8 protein-coding genes and 1 pseudogene are annotated in these 16,661 nt (G+C 53.7%); 3 read left to right on the top strand and 6 right to left on the bottom strand.

All coding sequences use genetic code 11. The annotated features are described in order from the left end of the window. Nucleotides 1-49: 49 nt before the first annotated feature. Nucleotides 50-1,807 (bottom strand): cellulase family glycosylhydrolase, encoded by a 1,758-nt coding sequence (locus CJA_RS11930; RefSeq protein ID WP_012488072.1) that lies wholly within the window; start codon nucleotides 1,805-1,807, stop codon nucleotides 50-52. A 1,198-nt stretch (nucleotides 1,808-3,005) separates the two neighbouring features. On the opposite strand from CJA_RS11930, the gene CJA_RS11935 reads away from it, so the two are divergent. Continuing rightward, nucleotides 3,006-6,059, top strand: a complete 3,054-nt coding sequence (locus tag CJA_RS11935) for a cellulose binding domain-containing protein (protein ID WP_012488074.1) — start codon at nucleotides 3,006-3,008, stop codon at nucleotides 6,057-6,059. 78 nt (nucleotides 6,060-6,137) lie between these two features. Here the strand turns inward: CJA_RS11935 and lysS are convergent, their stop codons facing one another. Together lysS and prfB are read right to left on the bottom strand one after the other, a co-directional pair. After that, nucleotides 6,138-7,646: a lysine--tRNA ligase gene (gene lysS, locus CJA_RS11940; RefSeq protein WP_041551486.1), complete on the bottom strand. Its 1,509-nt coding sequence runs from the start codon at nucleotides 7,644-7,646 to the stop codon at nucleotides 6,138-6,140. A 40-nt stretch (nucleotides 7,647-7,686) separates the two neighbouring features. Continuing rightward, nucleotides 7,687-8,782 (bottom strand): peptide chain release factor 2 gene (prfB, locus tag CJA_RS11945; protein ID WP_148208862.1). Its coding sequence is split into 2 segments (ribosomal slippage): nucleotides 7,687-8,709 and nucleotides 8,711-8,782, totalling 1,095 coding nucleotides; the frame shifts between segments, so codons are not numbered across the junction. 259 nt (nucleotides 8,783-9,041) lie between these two features. Here prfB and CJA_RS11950 point away from each other — a divergent pair. After that, nucleotides 9,042-10,502 carry a glycosyl hydrolase gene (locus CJA_RS11950; protein WP_012488077.1) on the top strand — a complete coding sequence of 487 codons (1,461 nt, stop codon included), beginning with the start codon at nucleotides 9,042-9,044 and terminating at the stop codon, nucleotides 10,500-10,502. 67 nt (nucleotides 10,503-10,569) lie between these two features. Here the strand turns inward: CJA_RS11950 and apbC are convergent. From apbC to CJA_RS11965, 3 genes and pseudogenes are all read right to left on the bottom strand, one after another. Further along, nucleotides 10,570-11,406, bottom strand: a pseudogene (apbC, locus tag CJA_RS11955) (iron-sulfur cluster carrier protein ApbC); the annotation flags it as partial. Between the two features lie 125 nt (nucleotides 11,407-11,531). Continuing rightward, entirely contained in the window at nucleotides 11,532-14,621 is a 3,090-nt protein-coding gene (locus CJA_RS11960; protein ID WP_012488079.1) for an efflux RND transporter permease subunit, read from the bottom strand. A 71-nt stretch (nucleotides 14,622-14,692) separates the two neighbouring features. After that, nucleotides 14,693-15,820, bottom strand: a complete 1,128-nt coding sequence (locus tag CJA_RS11965) for an efflux RND transporter periplasmic adaptor subunit (RefSeq protein ID WP_012488080.1) — start codon at nucleotides 15,818-15,820, stop codon at nucleotides 14,693-14,695. A gap of 390 nt (nucleotides 15,821-16,210) precedes the next feature. Between CJA_RS11965 and CJA_RS11970 the strand changes: the two genes are divergently transcribed. Then, the gene (locus tag CJA_RS11970; protein ID WP_041551487.1) at nucleotides 16,211-16,651 is read left to right on the top strand and encodes an NUDIX hydrolase; all 441 of its coding nucleotides are present in this window, start codon (nucleotides 16,211-16,213) and stop codon (nucleotides 16,649-16,651) included. The last annotated feature ends 10 nt before the right edge of the window (nucleotides 16,652-16,661 follow it).

The raw sequence follows: 16,661 nt of genomic DNA on the forward strand, positions 1-16,661 counted from the left end.
AAATAAAAATGTTGTGCGCGCGATCAGATAGCTTTCGCCAAGCCGATCATTAATTGCAAACCGACCCTGTCACAACAGGAACAGAGGCCGCCTGATTAGCGGATTTTGTTCCCTGGAATCCAAGCTCAACTGTCTGGCCAGGCTGGATACTGCCATTCCATGAAAGATGAGTGGCGGTATAGGGATTAGTGCCGGTGACATTGGCATTCCAACTGTTCGTCAAGCGTGAACCGTCACTGTAGCTCCAGCTAACACTCCAACCATTAATGGCTGAACTGCCACGGTTGGTGATACGCACTGCACCGGTGAAACCATCACCCCATTGGTTGGTCACCACATATTGGCAATTACCCGCAGGTGCAGCGGAACTTGCTACAGAAGAGGCGATACTGCTCGATGAAGATGACGACGAGCGAATGCTGCTGGATGATGAGCTGATAACACTACTGGTGCTGCTGACAACCGAGCTGGAAGAACTGGCAACAGACGATGAGCTATCCCCCACAATGCCCCAGGGCGCCGGTTGTGCACTACAGGTAGCACGGGCAATACAACTTTGGTTATTTTCCCATCCCCAGCCATTGCTAGTGGTGACACACAAGGGATAGCGAGTGCCATACCAATTACACTGCTGCCCACCGCTGACAGAGGATACAGAGCTGGATGAAGCCGAACTGGATGAAACAACACTCGACACTGCTGAGCTGGAGCTGCTGGATACCACAGAGGAACTGCTGGACGATGAACTGGATGCAGAACCGTAAACACTGGCCAGTTGTGCAGTAGCCTTAATACCGTTGGTACCATTGATTAGGCGATTCCCCCAGGTTGAAAGGCTATTCACATTCCAGTTATTGGTGATATCCAGAGACGCTACATTACTGCTATTGCCCGACCAGGACCAACCGAGGTATCCGATGTTGTATTGCTGGGCTACTGCCATAATAGAATCGGCATCGACAAACTCACCATAATGGTCAGCGCCAAACTCACCTACAATCAACGGCAGATTATGGGTCTGCATAAAGCGGGTCACATAGCTTTCCACTGTGGAGCGGGATTGATACACCTGATACATGTGGACACTAAACAGGGTATTTTTCAGTGTATCGGCTGCCGCAACGCTGGAAGCGTTATTCAGCATAATTTCTTCCCAATCCTGCCCCCAGTTAGCGGCATCCACAATCAGTGTATGCGTCAAGCCTGCGGTGCGAATACGTTGAATCGCCTGCTTATGTTGATCAACCCAGGTGCTGGCGGGCACGCCATTACCATAAGGTTCATTGGCAATATTGATCAATACATAATCTTCCTGGCCTTGTAGCGTTGCCGCCATATCGAGCCAATAGGTAGTAGCGTTATAAAGGGTTCCGGCAGAAGCCTGCTCACCGGAACCGGTGACATCGTGAACTTCCAACACCACAATTAGCTTATTTTGTTTGGCCCAGTTAATGATATTAGCCACTTCTGTAGCTGTGGTGCGGGTCCATTGCTGGCCATCTGCAAGCACAACACGCACGGTATTGGCTTTCACGCTGGCGATATCCGCAAGCGCCTGCTGGGTACGACTGGTGTACCAGGCATGCGGGTGATTAACACCGCGCATAATGAATGGATTGCCATTACCATCGAGCAATTGGGTACCGGAAATCTTAAAGCCGGCCAATGCCGCAGTCGCAGTCCCGATTAAGGAAAACGCAACAGCAGCATTAAATAAAAATTTTTTCATATTCATCGGTAACTTTCGGGTAGATCGCTTGGTAAAAACACCATCGTTGGAAAAAACGTCCAGAAAGGATTTAGCCATGTTTAGCTCCGTTATCATCGAATGCATTAACCAGAATGTGGCGTTTATCAACCGAAGCCTGGCGTCGATCCCGCTATCTAAAACAGGAATAACAACGCAACCCGCGCACAGGTTGATTCTTTAGCCACTGCTAAAACCATTGTGTTTTTTCCAAAATTTTTTCAGGGCACAACAAGGCTACTGGCACAATCCCATAAGAGAGCACGCAAGTTCATTCATAGCTTTGGTTGCGCCTGGCAACTGCCCTTATTGTTGTATTGGGTCAGCCACGTAAGCACGTTTGGTTGATGGGTGCTGGGCGGTAAAGCGGAGCAAATGCTAACTTCTCCACACAGCAGCTGTATGAGCCATTTTTTATAGTTAGTCAGAGAGATTTATCTGCCAGTACCCCGGCACTTTGTCGTGGATTGGAACCCTGTCGCGGATTATCAGGCCTGGAACCGGTTTTCACCGCTGACACCTGAATCACACGTAAAACTCGCTATCATTAAAATTGTTTTTGCGAGGGCCATTGCCTGACGACTTTTTTCAAGGTAGTGTAAATAAAAATAAATAGCAACCCCCTGCTATGGGGTTGCAGAGCCGATTGTCACCAAAATCATCAAACAACTTATCTTTGGCATTAAATTAATCGTGTATCAAAAAGAAAACGAGAAGGGTGACACAATTCGCATGGCAACAATATCCATAACCACTGCAATATGGATCACAAAAAATAAAAGCAAAACCTATAACTTTTAAAAACTTGCAAGAATGAAAAAGAAATAGCAAAGAACAAGGCGAAGGAAACCGCTGTTACCAGGATATTTTTTTATAGTTAACAACTTATACAACAACAATTTGCGAGCCTCTTTCGAGATATCGCACCTATCAACTCTGAATATGTTTGTAGTGGTTTTTTGCGGTTTTCCAGCAGAAAACTCCGACTTTCATTTTCTTCATCATTGAATCGCAGCAGCAAATGCACTGCCAGGATTAACCTGCACAGGCTATCGGAAACTACCGGCCGGCGAACATGTATCAACATGTAACCAGGCAATAAAAATCCGCAAATAGCCAACTGCAGCATCCCGGCCTACCCACAAAAAATATACGCATTTGTTGATGCCAAGCATCCGGCAGAAGCTCCTCCCTGGCACGACATGGTATCAATGCCAGCGGTGTTTGCTTCTGTATCGACTTTTGGAGAACAACAGAGATGAACATACGAGTGTTGCTAAAACGTAGTGTGCAAACCTCCCTGGCAATGGGGGCATTCATGGGGGCGCTGTGGGGCAGTATTGCGCCAAGCTGGGCGGCCCCGTCGGAAAATTACACCTGGAAAAATGTGCGAATTGATGGCGGTGGCTTTGTGCCCGGCATTATTTTTAACCAGAAAGAAGCTGACCTGATTTACGCGCGTACTGATATCGGTGGTGCCTATCGCTGGAATTCGGCCACCAGCAGCTGGATTCCCCTGCTGGACTGGGTAGGTTGGGATAATTGGGGCTGGAACGGTGTCATGAGCCTGGCAACTGACGCGGCAGATCCCAATCGCGTCTATGCCGCTGTGGGTATGTATACCAATACCTGGGACCCCAACAACGGCGCAATCCTGCGCTCCACTGACCGGGGCAATACCTGGCAGGCAACTCCCCTTCCCTTCAAGGTCGGTGGCAACATGCCCGGGCGCGGGATGGGCGAGCGACTGGCCATAGACCCCAATCGCAACAGCATTATTTACTACGGTGCGGAGGGCGGTAACGGCCTTTGGCGCTCAACGGACTATGGAGCAACCTGGGCCAAGGTCAGCAGTTTTACCAATGGTGGCAATTACGCCCAGGACCCGAACGATCCCAATGATTACCTGAATAAAATCCAGGGGGTTGTGTGGGTAACCTTTGATCCTGCGTCCGGCTCTGCCGGCAATACATCACAAGTGATTTATGTGGGTGTTGCCGACACGCAAAATGCCATTTATCGCTCAACCGATGGCGGTACTACCTGGTCGCGCCTTGCCGGGCAGCCAACCGGATTCCTGCCCCACAAGGGCGTTTATGATGCCGTGAACGGCGTGCTCTATATCGCCTACAGCGATACCGGCGGCCCCTATGACGGCGCCAAAGGCGATGTATGGAAATTCACCGCCAGCAGCGGAACCTGGACCAATATCAGCCCGATTCCCTCCAGCAGCTCCGATCTTTACTTTGGCTACAGCGGTTTAACCATTGACCGCAAAAATCCCAATACCCTCATGGTTGCGTCGCAAATTGCCTGGTGGCCCGATGCGGTTTTCTTCCGCTCCACCAATGGCGGTGCCAGTTGGACACGGATTTGGGATTGGACCAGCTACCCTAGCCGCAGCTTCCGCTACACCATGGATATTACCGAAGTGCCCTGGCTGAATTTTGGCAACAGCAATCCGGTTGCTCCGGAGGTGTCACCCAAGCTGGGCTGGATGAATGAATCCGTTGAGATAGATCCACACAACTCCAATCGCTTGATGTACGGCACCGGTGCGACTATTTATGCAACGGAAAACCTGACCAGTTGGGATTCCGGCGGCCAGATCCTGCTCAAACCCATGGTCAAAGGACTGGAAGAAACCGCCGTGCTGGATGTTGTGAGCCCTCCGGTTGGTGCTCCGGTTTATTCTGCCCTGGGTGATATTGGCGGCTTCCGCCATGATGACCTGACCAAAGTGCCCACCAGCATGTATACCACCCCCAATTTCAGCAGCACGACCAGCATCGATTTTGCCGAGCTGCAACCTGCCACTATGGTGCGCGTCGGCAACCTGGACAGCGGTGGCGGTATTGGGGTAACGACCAACGCGGGCGGCAGTTGGTGGCAGGGGCAAAATCCACCGGGTGTAACCTCGGGAGGCAATGTTGCCCTTGCAGCCGATGGTGGCGCTATTGTCTGGGCTCCCGGTGGTTCCACCAATGTTTACCTGTCCACCACCTTTGGCAGCACCTGGACGGCTATTAGTGCCTTACCCGCTGGTGCGGTTATCGAAGCAGACAGGGTCAACCCCAACAAGTTCTACGCCCTGGCCAATGGCACCTTTTATGTGAGTACCAACAAGGGGGCCAGCTTTAGCGCAACAGTGACCGCCGGCATCCCGGCGGCCGCGCGTAAATTCAAAGCGGTTTATGGTCGCGAAGGGGATATTTGGCTGGCGGGGGGCAGCAGTACCACGACCTATGGCCTCTGGCGCTCCACCAATTCCGGAGCCAGCTTCACCAAATTGGCAAGCGTACAGGAAGCCGATAATGTCACCTTTGGTAAGGCCGCTACGGGAGCGACCTACCCGGCGATTTACATTATCGGCAAGGTTGACAATGTACGCGGGGTATTCCGCTCCACCAATGAAGGTGCCAGTTGGGTGCGCATCAACGATGACCAGCGCCAATACGGCAACTTTGGCGAAGCCATTTCCGGCGACCCGCGCATTTATGGCCGGCTGTATTTGGGTACCAACGGTCGCGGCCTGCTGTACGGTGATTCTGCAGGAGTCGTCTCATCCTCCAGCAGCAGTGCAGTGAGCAGTTCTGTGAGCAGCTCCATTGCCAGCTCTAGCAGCTCATCCGCTGTAAGCAGCTCTTCCATTACCAGCAGTTCATCCATCGCCTCAAGCAGTTCTATTGCTTCCAGCAGCAGTTCGTCAGTGACATCAAGCCTCAGTGGCGAACGCTGCAACTGGTACGGCACACGCTATCCACTCTGTGTCACCACCCAAAGTGGCTGGGGTTGGGAAAACAGCCAAAGTTGTATTTCACGCAGTACCTGTGCTGCGCAACCGGCTCCCTTTGGCATTGAGGGCAGCGGCAGCTCTGCCAGTAGCACCCCACTCTCCAGTTCAAGTTCAGTGGTCAGCAGTGTGGTGTCTTCATCGAGCAGTATCAGAAGCAGCAGCTCTTCCAGCCTGAGCAGCAGTGTGGCCAGCAGTTCCAGCAGCAGCCTGGTTAGTGGTGCTTGCACCTATGTGATAACCAACGAATGGAACAATGGTTTTACCGCCGCCATTCGGATTCACAATAACGGTAACAGCGCAATTAATAGCTGGAGCGTGAATTGGAACTACAGCGATGGCAGCCGTATCACCAGCAGTTGGAATGCCACCCTCAGCGGTACCAATCCTTACTCGGCAACCGGGTTGAGCTGGAACGCCAGTATCCAGCCGGGCCAGACCGTTGAGTTTGGATTACAAGGCACCAAAGGCACTGGCAGTGCTTCCACACCCGTTGTAACAGGAACACCCTGCCAGTAATGGCGAAACCGTGACGGTTTTTCCCGGCCTGAAAACAACAAACCCGCCAATTGGCGGGTTTGTTGTTTAATGCTTGTTTTATTCCGGGCGCATATGCGGGAAAAGCAGCACATCGCGAATGGACGGTGCATTGGCAAACAGCATAATCAAACGGTCGATACCAATACCCTCACCGGCCGTGGGCGGCAAACCGTACTCCAGCGCACGCACAAAGTCGGCGTCGTAGTACATGGCCTCGTCATCACCGGCATCTTTGGCTTTTACCTGCTCCAGGAAACGTTCCGCCTGGTCTTCCGCATCATTTAACTCGGAGAAACCATTGGCCAATTCGCGGCCACCGATAAAGAACTCAAAGCGATCGGTTACCGCCGGATTGGTGTCACTGCGACGCGCCAGGGGCGATACCTCTGTCGGATACTCGGTAATGAACGTGGGTTGATCCAGTTTATGCTCAACCGTCTCTTCAAAAATTTCGGTCTGGATTTTACCCAAGGGTGTACCGGGTTTGACTTTCAGGCCCAAACGCTCAGCAACCTGGGTGGCACCTGCAACACTGCTGATTTGCTCGGCCGTCACATCGGGGTTGTAGTGCAGGATGGAGTCGAATACCGACAGGCGCACAAAGGGTTTGCCGAAATCGTATTCGCTGTCCTGGTATTTCAAGGTAGTACCACCCGTGACGTCGATACACAATTTACGCAACAGATCCTCAGTCAAATCCATCAGGTCTTTGTAATCGGCGTAGGCCTGGTAGAACTCCATCATGGTGAATTCAGGATTGTGGCGAGTGGATACCCCCTCGTTGCGGAAATTGCGGTTAATTTCAAACACACGCTCAAAACCGCCAACCACCAAACGCTTCAAATACAATTCCGGGGCGATACGCAAAAACATATCCATATCCAGTGCATTGTGATGGGTCACGAAGGGGCGTGCGGAAGCACCGCCGGGAATCACATGCAACATGGGGGTTTCCACTTCCATAAAACCGCGGCCGCTCATGTAATTGCGAATAAAGCTGATGCACTGCGAACGGAGGCGAAAGGTATCGCGCACTTCCGGGTTGACGATCAGGTCAACATAGCGCTGGCGATAGCGGATTTCCTGGTCGCTCAAGCCGTGGTATTTATCCGGCAGCGGACGCAGGGATTTGGTGAGCAACTGGAATTGCTCCAGGTTTACATACAAATCGCCTTTGCCGGATTTGTGCAGGGCACCGGTTACACCCACGATGTCGCCCAGATCCCACACGCCCCAGTTTTCTTTAATGACTTCCTGGGCGGCTTTGTCAGCGTAGAGTTGGATAGTGCCATCACCGTCCTGCAGCACCATAAAAGGGCCGCGCTTGGCCATCAGGCGGCCGGCAACACTGACTTTATGGTCGAGCGCTTCCAGCTCTTCCTTGGTTTTTTCACCGAAGGCGGCTTGCAAATCCACGCTCTTGTCCGTGCGACGGAAATCGTTAGGGAAGGCATTGCCCTTCTCACGGATAGCCGCGAGCTTCTGGCGGCGTTCGGCCATGAGTTTATTTTCATCTTGCGCGTTTACGGCAGAGGTTTCGTTGCTTGCAGGAGTATCTTTGCTCATAGTGTCGTCACTGATTCTTAAAAAGTAAAAACGCCAGGAATTACAAACCGGCCTTAAGGCTTTCAACAATAAACTGATCCAGGTCGCCATCCAGTACCGCTTGGGTATTGGATGTCTGCACCCCCGTGCGCAGATCTTTTACGCGCGAGTCATCCAGCACGTAGGAGCGAATCTGGCTGCCCCAGCCAATATCGGACTTGCTGTCCTCCATCGCCTGCTTCTCGGCATTGCGCTTGAGCATCTCCTGCTCGTACATCCTGGCGCGCAGCATTTTATAGGCTTTATCGCGGTTGGCATGTTGTGAGCGCTCATTCTGGCACTGCACCACGATACCGCTGGGAATGTGGGTGATACGAATCGCGGAATCGGTTTTGTTAACGTGCTGGCCACCGGCACCACTGGCGCGATAGGTATCGATACGCAAGTCCGCCGGGTTGATTTCAATCTCGATGTTGTCATCAATTTCCGGTGACACAAACACGGAACAGAAAGACGTATGGCGACGGTTGCCGGAATCAAAAGGCGATTTGCGCACCAGGCGATGTACGCCCGTTTCAGTACGCAACCAACCAAAGGCATATTCGCCTTCAAAATAAATGGTGGCGCTTTTAATACCGGCCACTTCACCGGCCGAGCATTCTTCCAGGGTGACTTTAAAGCCCTTGGCCTCACCCCAGCGCAGGTACATACGCAAGACCATTTCAGCCCAGTCTTGCGCTTCAGTGCCGCCGGAACCGGACTGGATATCAAGGTAGGCGTTATTGGGATCGGTTTCACCGGAGAACATGCGGCGGAACTCCAGCACCCCCAGCTCTTTTTCCAGGCGATCTATCTCTGCCTGGACATCGGCCACCATGGACTCATCGTTCTCTTCCACAGCCATATCCAGCAATTCGCCACAATCGGCAACGCCACTGTCGAGCGATTCGATGGTTTTTACGACGATTTCGAGGGAGGAGCGCTCGCGCCCCAGGGCCTGGGCGCGCTCGGGGTTATCCCAGACACTGGACTCTGCCAGTTCCAGTTCCACCTCGGCCAGGCGCTCTTTCTTCAGATCGTAGTCAAAGATACCCCCTAAGCACCTGGGTGCGCTCAGCGAGGTCTTTCAAGGCATTGAGTAAAGGATTGATTTCCATAATAAGGCGAGATTCTGTCTAAAACGGGCGCCATCACGGCGGGAATTTGCGAGGCGCGCATTCTACATGAGAAGCCCCGGCAGACCAAATCCCCCACCCAACCACCCCAGAACAGGTATACCACTGGCATAACAATCTTTCTTTTTACGCCATTCCCAAGCTATACTGACCGGAAAGGTAACCGATTACATAAATCCTATTTATTACCTTACACAGCAGCATAAAAATCCAGGCAATAATCATAAATTCCGGAGACACCATGCAAATCCCGAGACCATTACTTTCCTGGCTGCTGGGCCTGAGCGTTCTTTCCCTGCTTTCCGCCTGTGGAGGCGGAGGTGGCGGCGGCAATAGCTCCCCCTCATCCAGCCGTGCTGCCACGACATCCAGCTCCACCGCAACAACCAGCAGTACTTCGTCGAGCAGCCTATCCAGCAGTTCGTCGTCCGGCATAAGCTCCAGTTCATCCTCCAGTATTAGCTCCAGTTCATCCTCCCTCAGCAGTTCCAGTAGCTCATCCAGTAGCAGTGCTGCCGTGGCTACCTGTACTGTCGATGGTTCCGCCTGGAAAATCTGCACAACCGACAACGGCAGTTGGGGCTTCGAAAACAACGATTACTGTATTTCCCATAGCTTTTGCCCGGCCAATCGCACCAGCCTGCCCGAAGTGGCAACCCGCGAACTGCCGGTCAACCAGGATGCCAGCGCCAAAACCCGCCGGGTGTATAGCTACCTGAAAAGCATCTGGGGATCCAAAATGATTGCCGGACAGCAAGACCTGACCTGGAAAGACGCCATCGATATGTACCAGCGCGTCTTTGACGACACCGGTAAATACCCCGCCCTGATGGGTTACGACTTTATGAACTATGGCATGACCGCCAATTGGGTTGAGGGCTTGGGGCAAACCGAGGAGGCCATAGCACACGCCCAGCGCGGAGGCCTGGTCACCTTTGCCTGGCACTGGCGCGACCCGGCGCGGTTGAATACCGCCAATGTCAACAGCGCCGAGTTTTATAGCGAAAAAACCGACTTCACTATCCCCCTTGCCAATGGCGCCCTGGATACCAGCAGCCCCGCCTATGCACAGATCAATGCCGGTATCGATGTAATCGCCGCTGAACTGAAAAAGCTGGGCGATGCCGATGTGCCTGTCCTCTGGCGCCCACTACACGAGGCCTCCGGCTATAACGGCAACGGCTGGTTCTGGTGGGGCCGCGCCCGTACCGATGGCGCCCCCCAGGCCTATGCCAATATTTTGTTGTGGCGCCACCTGTACGACCGCCTGGTGAACTACCACCAGCTCGACAACCTGATCTGGGTGTGGAACGGCCAAAACCCGGCCTGGTTCCCGGGTAACGATGTGGCCGACATCATGAGTTTCGATATCTACGACAACACCGATAACAAGACCTATAAGTCGCAGCTGGCTACCTACACCCAGGTGCGCCAATACTCTGCAGAAAACAAAATGATTGCGTTGAGCGAAAACAGCTACATTCCCGATCCGGACAAGATCCAGGCCGATAACGCCTGGTGGTTGTGGTTTATGACCTGGAATGACGGCAACTTTAATGCCACCACGCTGGCATCTGGCACCCACCAGGACAATTTCTGGAGCGGCGACTACTACAACACCAGTGCGCATAAAACCCATGTGTACAACCACGACCTGGTGATTACCCTGGACAAGTTGCCTGACTTTAACGAGGCAGACTGATCTATCGCAAAAACCATGAAAAAAGCCCTCGCATGAGGGCTTTTTTCATCCAGGCAGATAACGCGTATCAGTCATCGGTAATTTCAATATCCGGCAAGCCGCTATCCTGTTCACGCTGCTGGGCGACCGCGGCGATAAGTTTGCGCGCAATGTCACGATAGCGCTGGCTAATAGCCGACTCCGGATCGGCCACAACCGAAGGCTTGCCTGAATCTGCCTGCACGCGAATCGACAAGTCCAGCGGCAGGGAGCCCAGCACCCGGGTATTGTAATCGCGCGCAATGCGCGCGCCGCCGCCCTCACCAAAGATATGCTCCTCATGACCGCAATGCGAACACACATGGATGGCCATATTTTCCACCACCCCCAATACCGGCACGTTCACTTTGCGGAACATTTCTATGCCTTTTTTGGCATCCAGCAGCGCGATGTCCTGTGGCGTCGTCACAATCACAGCCCCTGTAACCGGCACTTTTTGCGCCAGGGTAATCTGGATATCCCCCGTACCGGGCGGCATATCAACCACCAGGTAATCGACATCATCCCAGGCGGTTTGCACCAGCAATTGCTGCAATGCCCCTGTCGCCATGGGGCCGCGCCACAACATGGGAGTTTGCTCGGTCACCAGGTACCCCATGGAGATAGACTGAATGCCATGGGCGCGAATGGGGACCATTTTTTGCTGGCCTTGCTCACCGATGACCTGCGGGTGCTGCTGGCCTATACCCAGCATATGGGGTTGGCTGGGGCCGTAAATATCCGCATCCAGGATACCCACGCGTGCCCCCTCGGCAGCCAGTGCCAGCGCCAGGTTAACGGCCGTGGTGGATTTGCCCACCCCACCCTTGCCGGATGCAACAGCAATAATGTTTTTAACACCAGGAATGGATTGATCCAGCGTCGCCATTGCGATTACCTCTACACAGTTAACACCGATGTCCTTACCTAAGGAATCCTGTCAAAAAAAGTGGGCACACCCTAACAAAAAAGGGTGCCCGAGAGCACCCTTTTTTGCCGAACAGGATTGTTTTATGCCTTGGAAATATCCTCTTCCAACTCATCCAATTGCTCGTGGTCATGCTGGTGGTCTTTGGCCAGCAACATGTATACCGAAGGCAGTACAAACAGGGTGAAGAAGGTACCTATGGTCATTCCCAGCACCAGCACAATGCCGATGGAGTTGCGCGCCTCTGCACCCGGGCCTGAAGCAAAGATCAACGGCGTATGACCGGCGATGGTCGCAATACTGGTCATCATCACCGGACGCAAGCGCAATACTGCCGCCTCGCGGATCGCATCCAGCTTCGCCCGCCCCTGCTCCTGCAACTTGTTGGCAAACTCCACCACCAGGATACCGTTACGCGCAATCAATCCCATCAGGGTTACCAGGCCAACCTGGGAATAAATATTCAGGGTGCTGGTAAATCCATTGGTGAAGAAAGGCATGGGCATCGGCAATTTCAGGAAGGTGAAAATCAGCGCACCGAACATGGCCAGGGGCACAGAACCCGCCAGGATCACCAGGGGGTCACGGAAGCTGTTGTACTGTGCCGCCAACACCAGGAAGATCATGATAATCGCCAGGGTCAGCGCCGGCAGGAAGGTATTGCCCTCGCGTACTAACTGGCGGGTTTCACCGGTGTAGTCGATGCTGTAACTCTTGGGCAGGATCTTGCGCGCCTCGTCCTCCAAGAACGCCAATGCCTCACCCAAGGGCACGCCGGGCACCCCACTGAGCTTGACCGCATTCAACTGCTGCATGCGGTTAATGGTGCGCGGCTCGGTGGTGTGGCTGATGCTGGCAACCTGGTCCAGGCGGATCAAACCGCCATCCGGCCCGGTGATGTAAAGGTTGGCCAAGTCATCCGGGGTGAGGCGACCTATGCGCTTCACCTGGGGAATAACCTTGTAACTCTGGCCCGCCATATTGAAGCGGTTGACGTAGCCGCCCCCCATCAGGGTGCCCACATCGTTGGTAACCGTTTGCAAATCCAGCCCCAAATCCGCCACCTTGTTGCGGTCGATACTCAGTTTGTAGTCTGGCTGATCGACCTTAACATCCAATACCTGGAAGTAGAACTTGCCCGACTTGACCATGATTTCCTGGATTTTAAGGGCATACTCGTAAATCTCTTTAATGTCAGCGGTAGAAGCCAATACAAACTCAAAGGGGAACTGGCCGCCGCCCGGCAGGGCTGGAGGCGTCACCGGCAAGACTTTCTGGCCGGATATCTCGGCCAGTTTTGCCTGCACATCGGGCAGGATTTCATTCACACTGCGCTCGCGATCACCCCAGGGTTTAACCACCAGGCCGGCAAAGCCGCCTGTGGGCATGGTTAGCTGGAAGGTAAAGTCACTTTCCGGGAAACTCATCAACGCCTGGTTCACCTGGCGACCATAAAAGTCGGATTGGTCCACAGTCGAGTTGGCCTGGGCATCGACTATGCCAAAGATCACCCCCTGGTCCTCAGTCGGTGCCAACTCTTTGGGTGACATCATGTACAAAGGTACACACAAAAACGCAACCACAACCCAGAACACATAAATCCCGGCCCGGTTTTCCAGGGAAACACCCAGTTTTTCTGCATACCAGGTCTTGAATTTTTCAAAAGGCTTTTCCAAGGGCGCATTCAAGCCCTTGTGCGGCTTGAGCATACGCGACCCCAGCATGGGCGACAGGGTGATCGCCACAACCGCCGAAATCGTCATAGCACCGGCCAGGGTAATGGCAAACTCGCGGAACAGGGTCCCGGTCAAACCGCCTTGCAAGCCTATGGGGATATACACAGAAGCCAGGGTTACCGTCATCGCCAGGATGGGGCCGGCCAGTTCACGGGCCGCCACTATGGCTGCCCGGTAGGGCTTTAAACCTTCCTGGATGTGGCGCTCGATGTTTTCCACCATCACAATCGCATCGTCCACCACCAGGCCAACACAAAGCACGATGGAAAGCAGCGTCAGCAAATTCAGTGAGAAGCCGCAGATCTGCATGATAAACAGCGCGCCGATCAGCGACAGCGGAATCGCCAGCACCGGAATAATCACCGAGCGACTGAACCCCAGGAACAGGAAGATCACCAGCACAATAATCAGCAGGGTCTCGGTCAGGGTCTTAATCACTTCATGGATAGCGGCATCGATATATTCTGTGGAGTCATAGGCAACAGTGCCGCTCAACCCTGTTGGCAACTCGGACTTGATGATCTCCATTTCCTCATTCACGGCTTTCATCACTTCCAGGGAGTTGGCCGTAGGCGCGACCCAAACCCCCATGAATACCGCTGTATCACCCGAGTAGTTCACCACGACGTCATAGCTTTCCGCTCCCAACACCACATCGGCAATATCGCTCAGGCGCACAATGCCATCTGCCGTATTGCGGATAATCATCTGGCGGAACTCATCCACGCTGGTTAAGTCGGTATCGGCACGCAGGTTCACCTGGGTATAGCTACCGCGGGTCTGGCCTATCGCCGCCTGGACGTTATTGGCCGCCAGGGCTGCGCGCACTTGCACCGGCGTCACATTGAGTGCCGCCATGCGCTCGGGCTTGAGCCAGATACGCATCGCAAAGGTCCTGCCCCCCAGCACCTCCGCTTTCTGCACACCGGCTACGGCGGTCAGGCGCGGTTGCACCAGGCGCGTCAGGAAATCGGTAATCTGGTTTTGCTCCAGGATTTCCGAACTGAAGCTCAGGTAGGCCGCCGCAAATTCACTGTCGGCTGAATCCACACGAATGGCAGGAACCTCGGCCTCCGGTGGCAGGTTGCCGCGCACCTGGTTCACCTTGGCCGAAATCTCTGTCATTGCCTTGAGCGGATCGTAGTTAAGGCGCAGGTGTACCTTGATGGTGGACATGCCCATCACACTGGAAGAGGCGATGTAATCAATCCCCTCTGCCGACGCCACAGCGCGCTCGATAGGTGCAGTAATAAAACCGCGAATCAGTTCGGCGTTGGCGCCGACATACACGGTTTCGATTGTAATCACTGCAATATCACTGCGGGGATATTGGCGCACCGAGAGGCTACTGGCGGCCTGTATCCCCAGGATCAGAATCAACAGGCTCACCACGATAGAGAGCACCGGACGCTGAATAAAAATATCCGTAAATTTCATAAAGTCAGCTCACAGACGAAAAGCATTTGCACATGCGGGGCTACAGCTCCGCTCCCCCTATATCCCCGGCATCAACTGTCCGAGGGATTGGGCTCCAGCTGATATTCAGGGCTGGGTTGGCTGCTCAAAATCACAGCCTGGCCATTCAGCAGGCGGAAAGCACCGGCACTGGCTACCACTTCACCCGCCTTTAAACCATCGACAATCTCGATAAAGTCGCCGCGCGATTTACCCAGGCGCACAAACTGCTGGCGCGCGCGATGGCTGCCCTCTTTCTCACCGGGTTCAATCACAAACAGCGTATCGCCGAAGGGGGCGTAGATAACCGCCGTACTGGGCACGGCCAATATCTCTTGCGGATTGGACAGGGTCACTTGTACCTCTACCGCCATACCGGGAATCAACAATCCCTTATCATTATTGAGGTAAGACTGGACGATAGCGTTGCGCGTCAGGGTATTGATCTCAGCACCAATTGCCGTGATTTCACCCTCCACCTTGGCGTCGGAGCCGTCGCCAACACTGACTTGTACCGGCAGGCCGCGGCTCATTTGCACCAGCCAGAATTGCGGTACCGGGAAATTGACACGGACAGTATTGGTTGCCTGAAGCGAAACAATTTCGCCGCCCACTTGCAGGTCCTGCCCTAAATCCGCTTTGCGGATACCGAGACGGCCATCGAAGGGCGCGCGCACAATTTTCTTTTCCAGGGTCGCTTTAAGGTCATCGACATCGCCCTGGGCAGATTCCATTTGCTGCTGGGCTTCATCCAGGGCACTTTGCGAAATTGTATTGTTTTTACGCAGCGGCACCAGGCGTTCATAATTGGCCTTGGCCAAACGCAAACGGGCTTCAGCAGCGCTTAATTGCGCGCGCTCGTTTTCGGATTCCTGTACCAGCAGCACAGTACCTTTCTTCACCGGGTCACCGGATTTAAAAGCAATACTCGCCACCTTACCGGCCACCTGGGCGGTAATGACAATACCTTCCGATGCTTCAACAGTGCCCACAGCGGTATAGGTGTTAGGCCATTTCTGCACTTCAGCGGTATAGGTGCTTACCGTCTCGGTGGGTTGGGGCTGGTTTTCACCGGCCTGTACCATAGCCATAATCTGGCCAAACTTAATACCGGCAAGCAAAGCAACAATAAGCAGCAGCACACCCAGGGAAATAAAAATGGATTTAAGGGTTTTATTCATGATTGAAAAACCATCGCGTTGAAGGGAAACCGGAAAACAGCGTCAAAGGAAGGAGAAGCGCACAGCAGGCGGGCACATCCAAAACAGGGGAAGAGCCACACTCCCAATGACCCGGCATTTTGCAATGCCAGTGTATAAATACAAATAACCGACCACACGGTCTGACGGCATAGTAAAAGCATTCACCAGCCAAGCCAAGGCGCACAGGCATTTCTACGGCCAAGTGATGACATTCATCATGATGCCGGCCTGCAGCAGCAGCGCAGCATAGACGCAGAGATACAAACAATGCCAGCACAGCTACAAGTTTTTACACTTGTCCTGCCCGGCGCTAATATGCCAAGCCGCTCGCCACTCTCACCGATTAACAGACCTGACCAAGGAATCGCTATGACCTGGGCTCCCCACGCCACTGTCGCCACTATTGTTGAACATAATGGCCGCTATCTAATGGTTTACGAAGAAGCCGACGGGCAAAGAGTATACAACCAGCCCGCCGGTCATTTGGATCCACACGAAACCCTGCAACAAGCTGCCGTGCGTGAAACCCTGGAGGAAACCGGCTGGACGGTTAAGCTCACCGGTGTGGTGGGTATTAACCTGTATACCGCACCAGGCAATGGGGTGACCTACCTGCGCACGACCTTTATTGCTGACCCTGTCAGCCACAACCCCGATATCCCACTGGACAGCGGAATCCTGGAAGCCGTGTGGCTGAGTTACGAGGAAATCCTGGCGCGCAGAGACCAGCTGCGCAGCCCCATGACCTTGCAGATTATCGAAGAGTATCGCGCGGGACGCCGTTTTCCCTTGCGTGTGGTGGGTGAGTGAATGGACATGG

Origin of the sequence: Cellvibrio japonicus Ueda107 (genome assembly GCF_000019225.1) — a bacterium.
Taxonomy (GTDB): Bacteria; Pseudomonadota; Gammaproteobacteria; order Pseudomonadales; family Cellvibrionaceae; genus Cellvibrio; species Cellvibrio japonicus.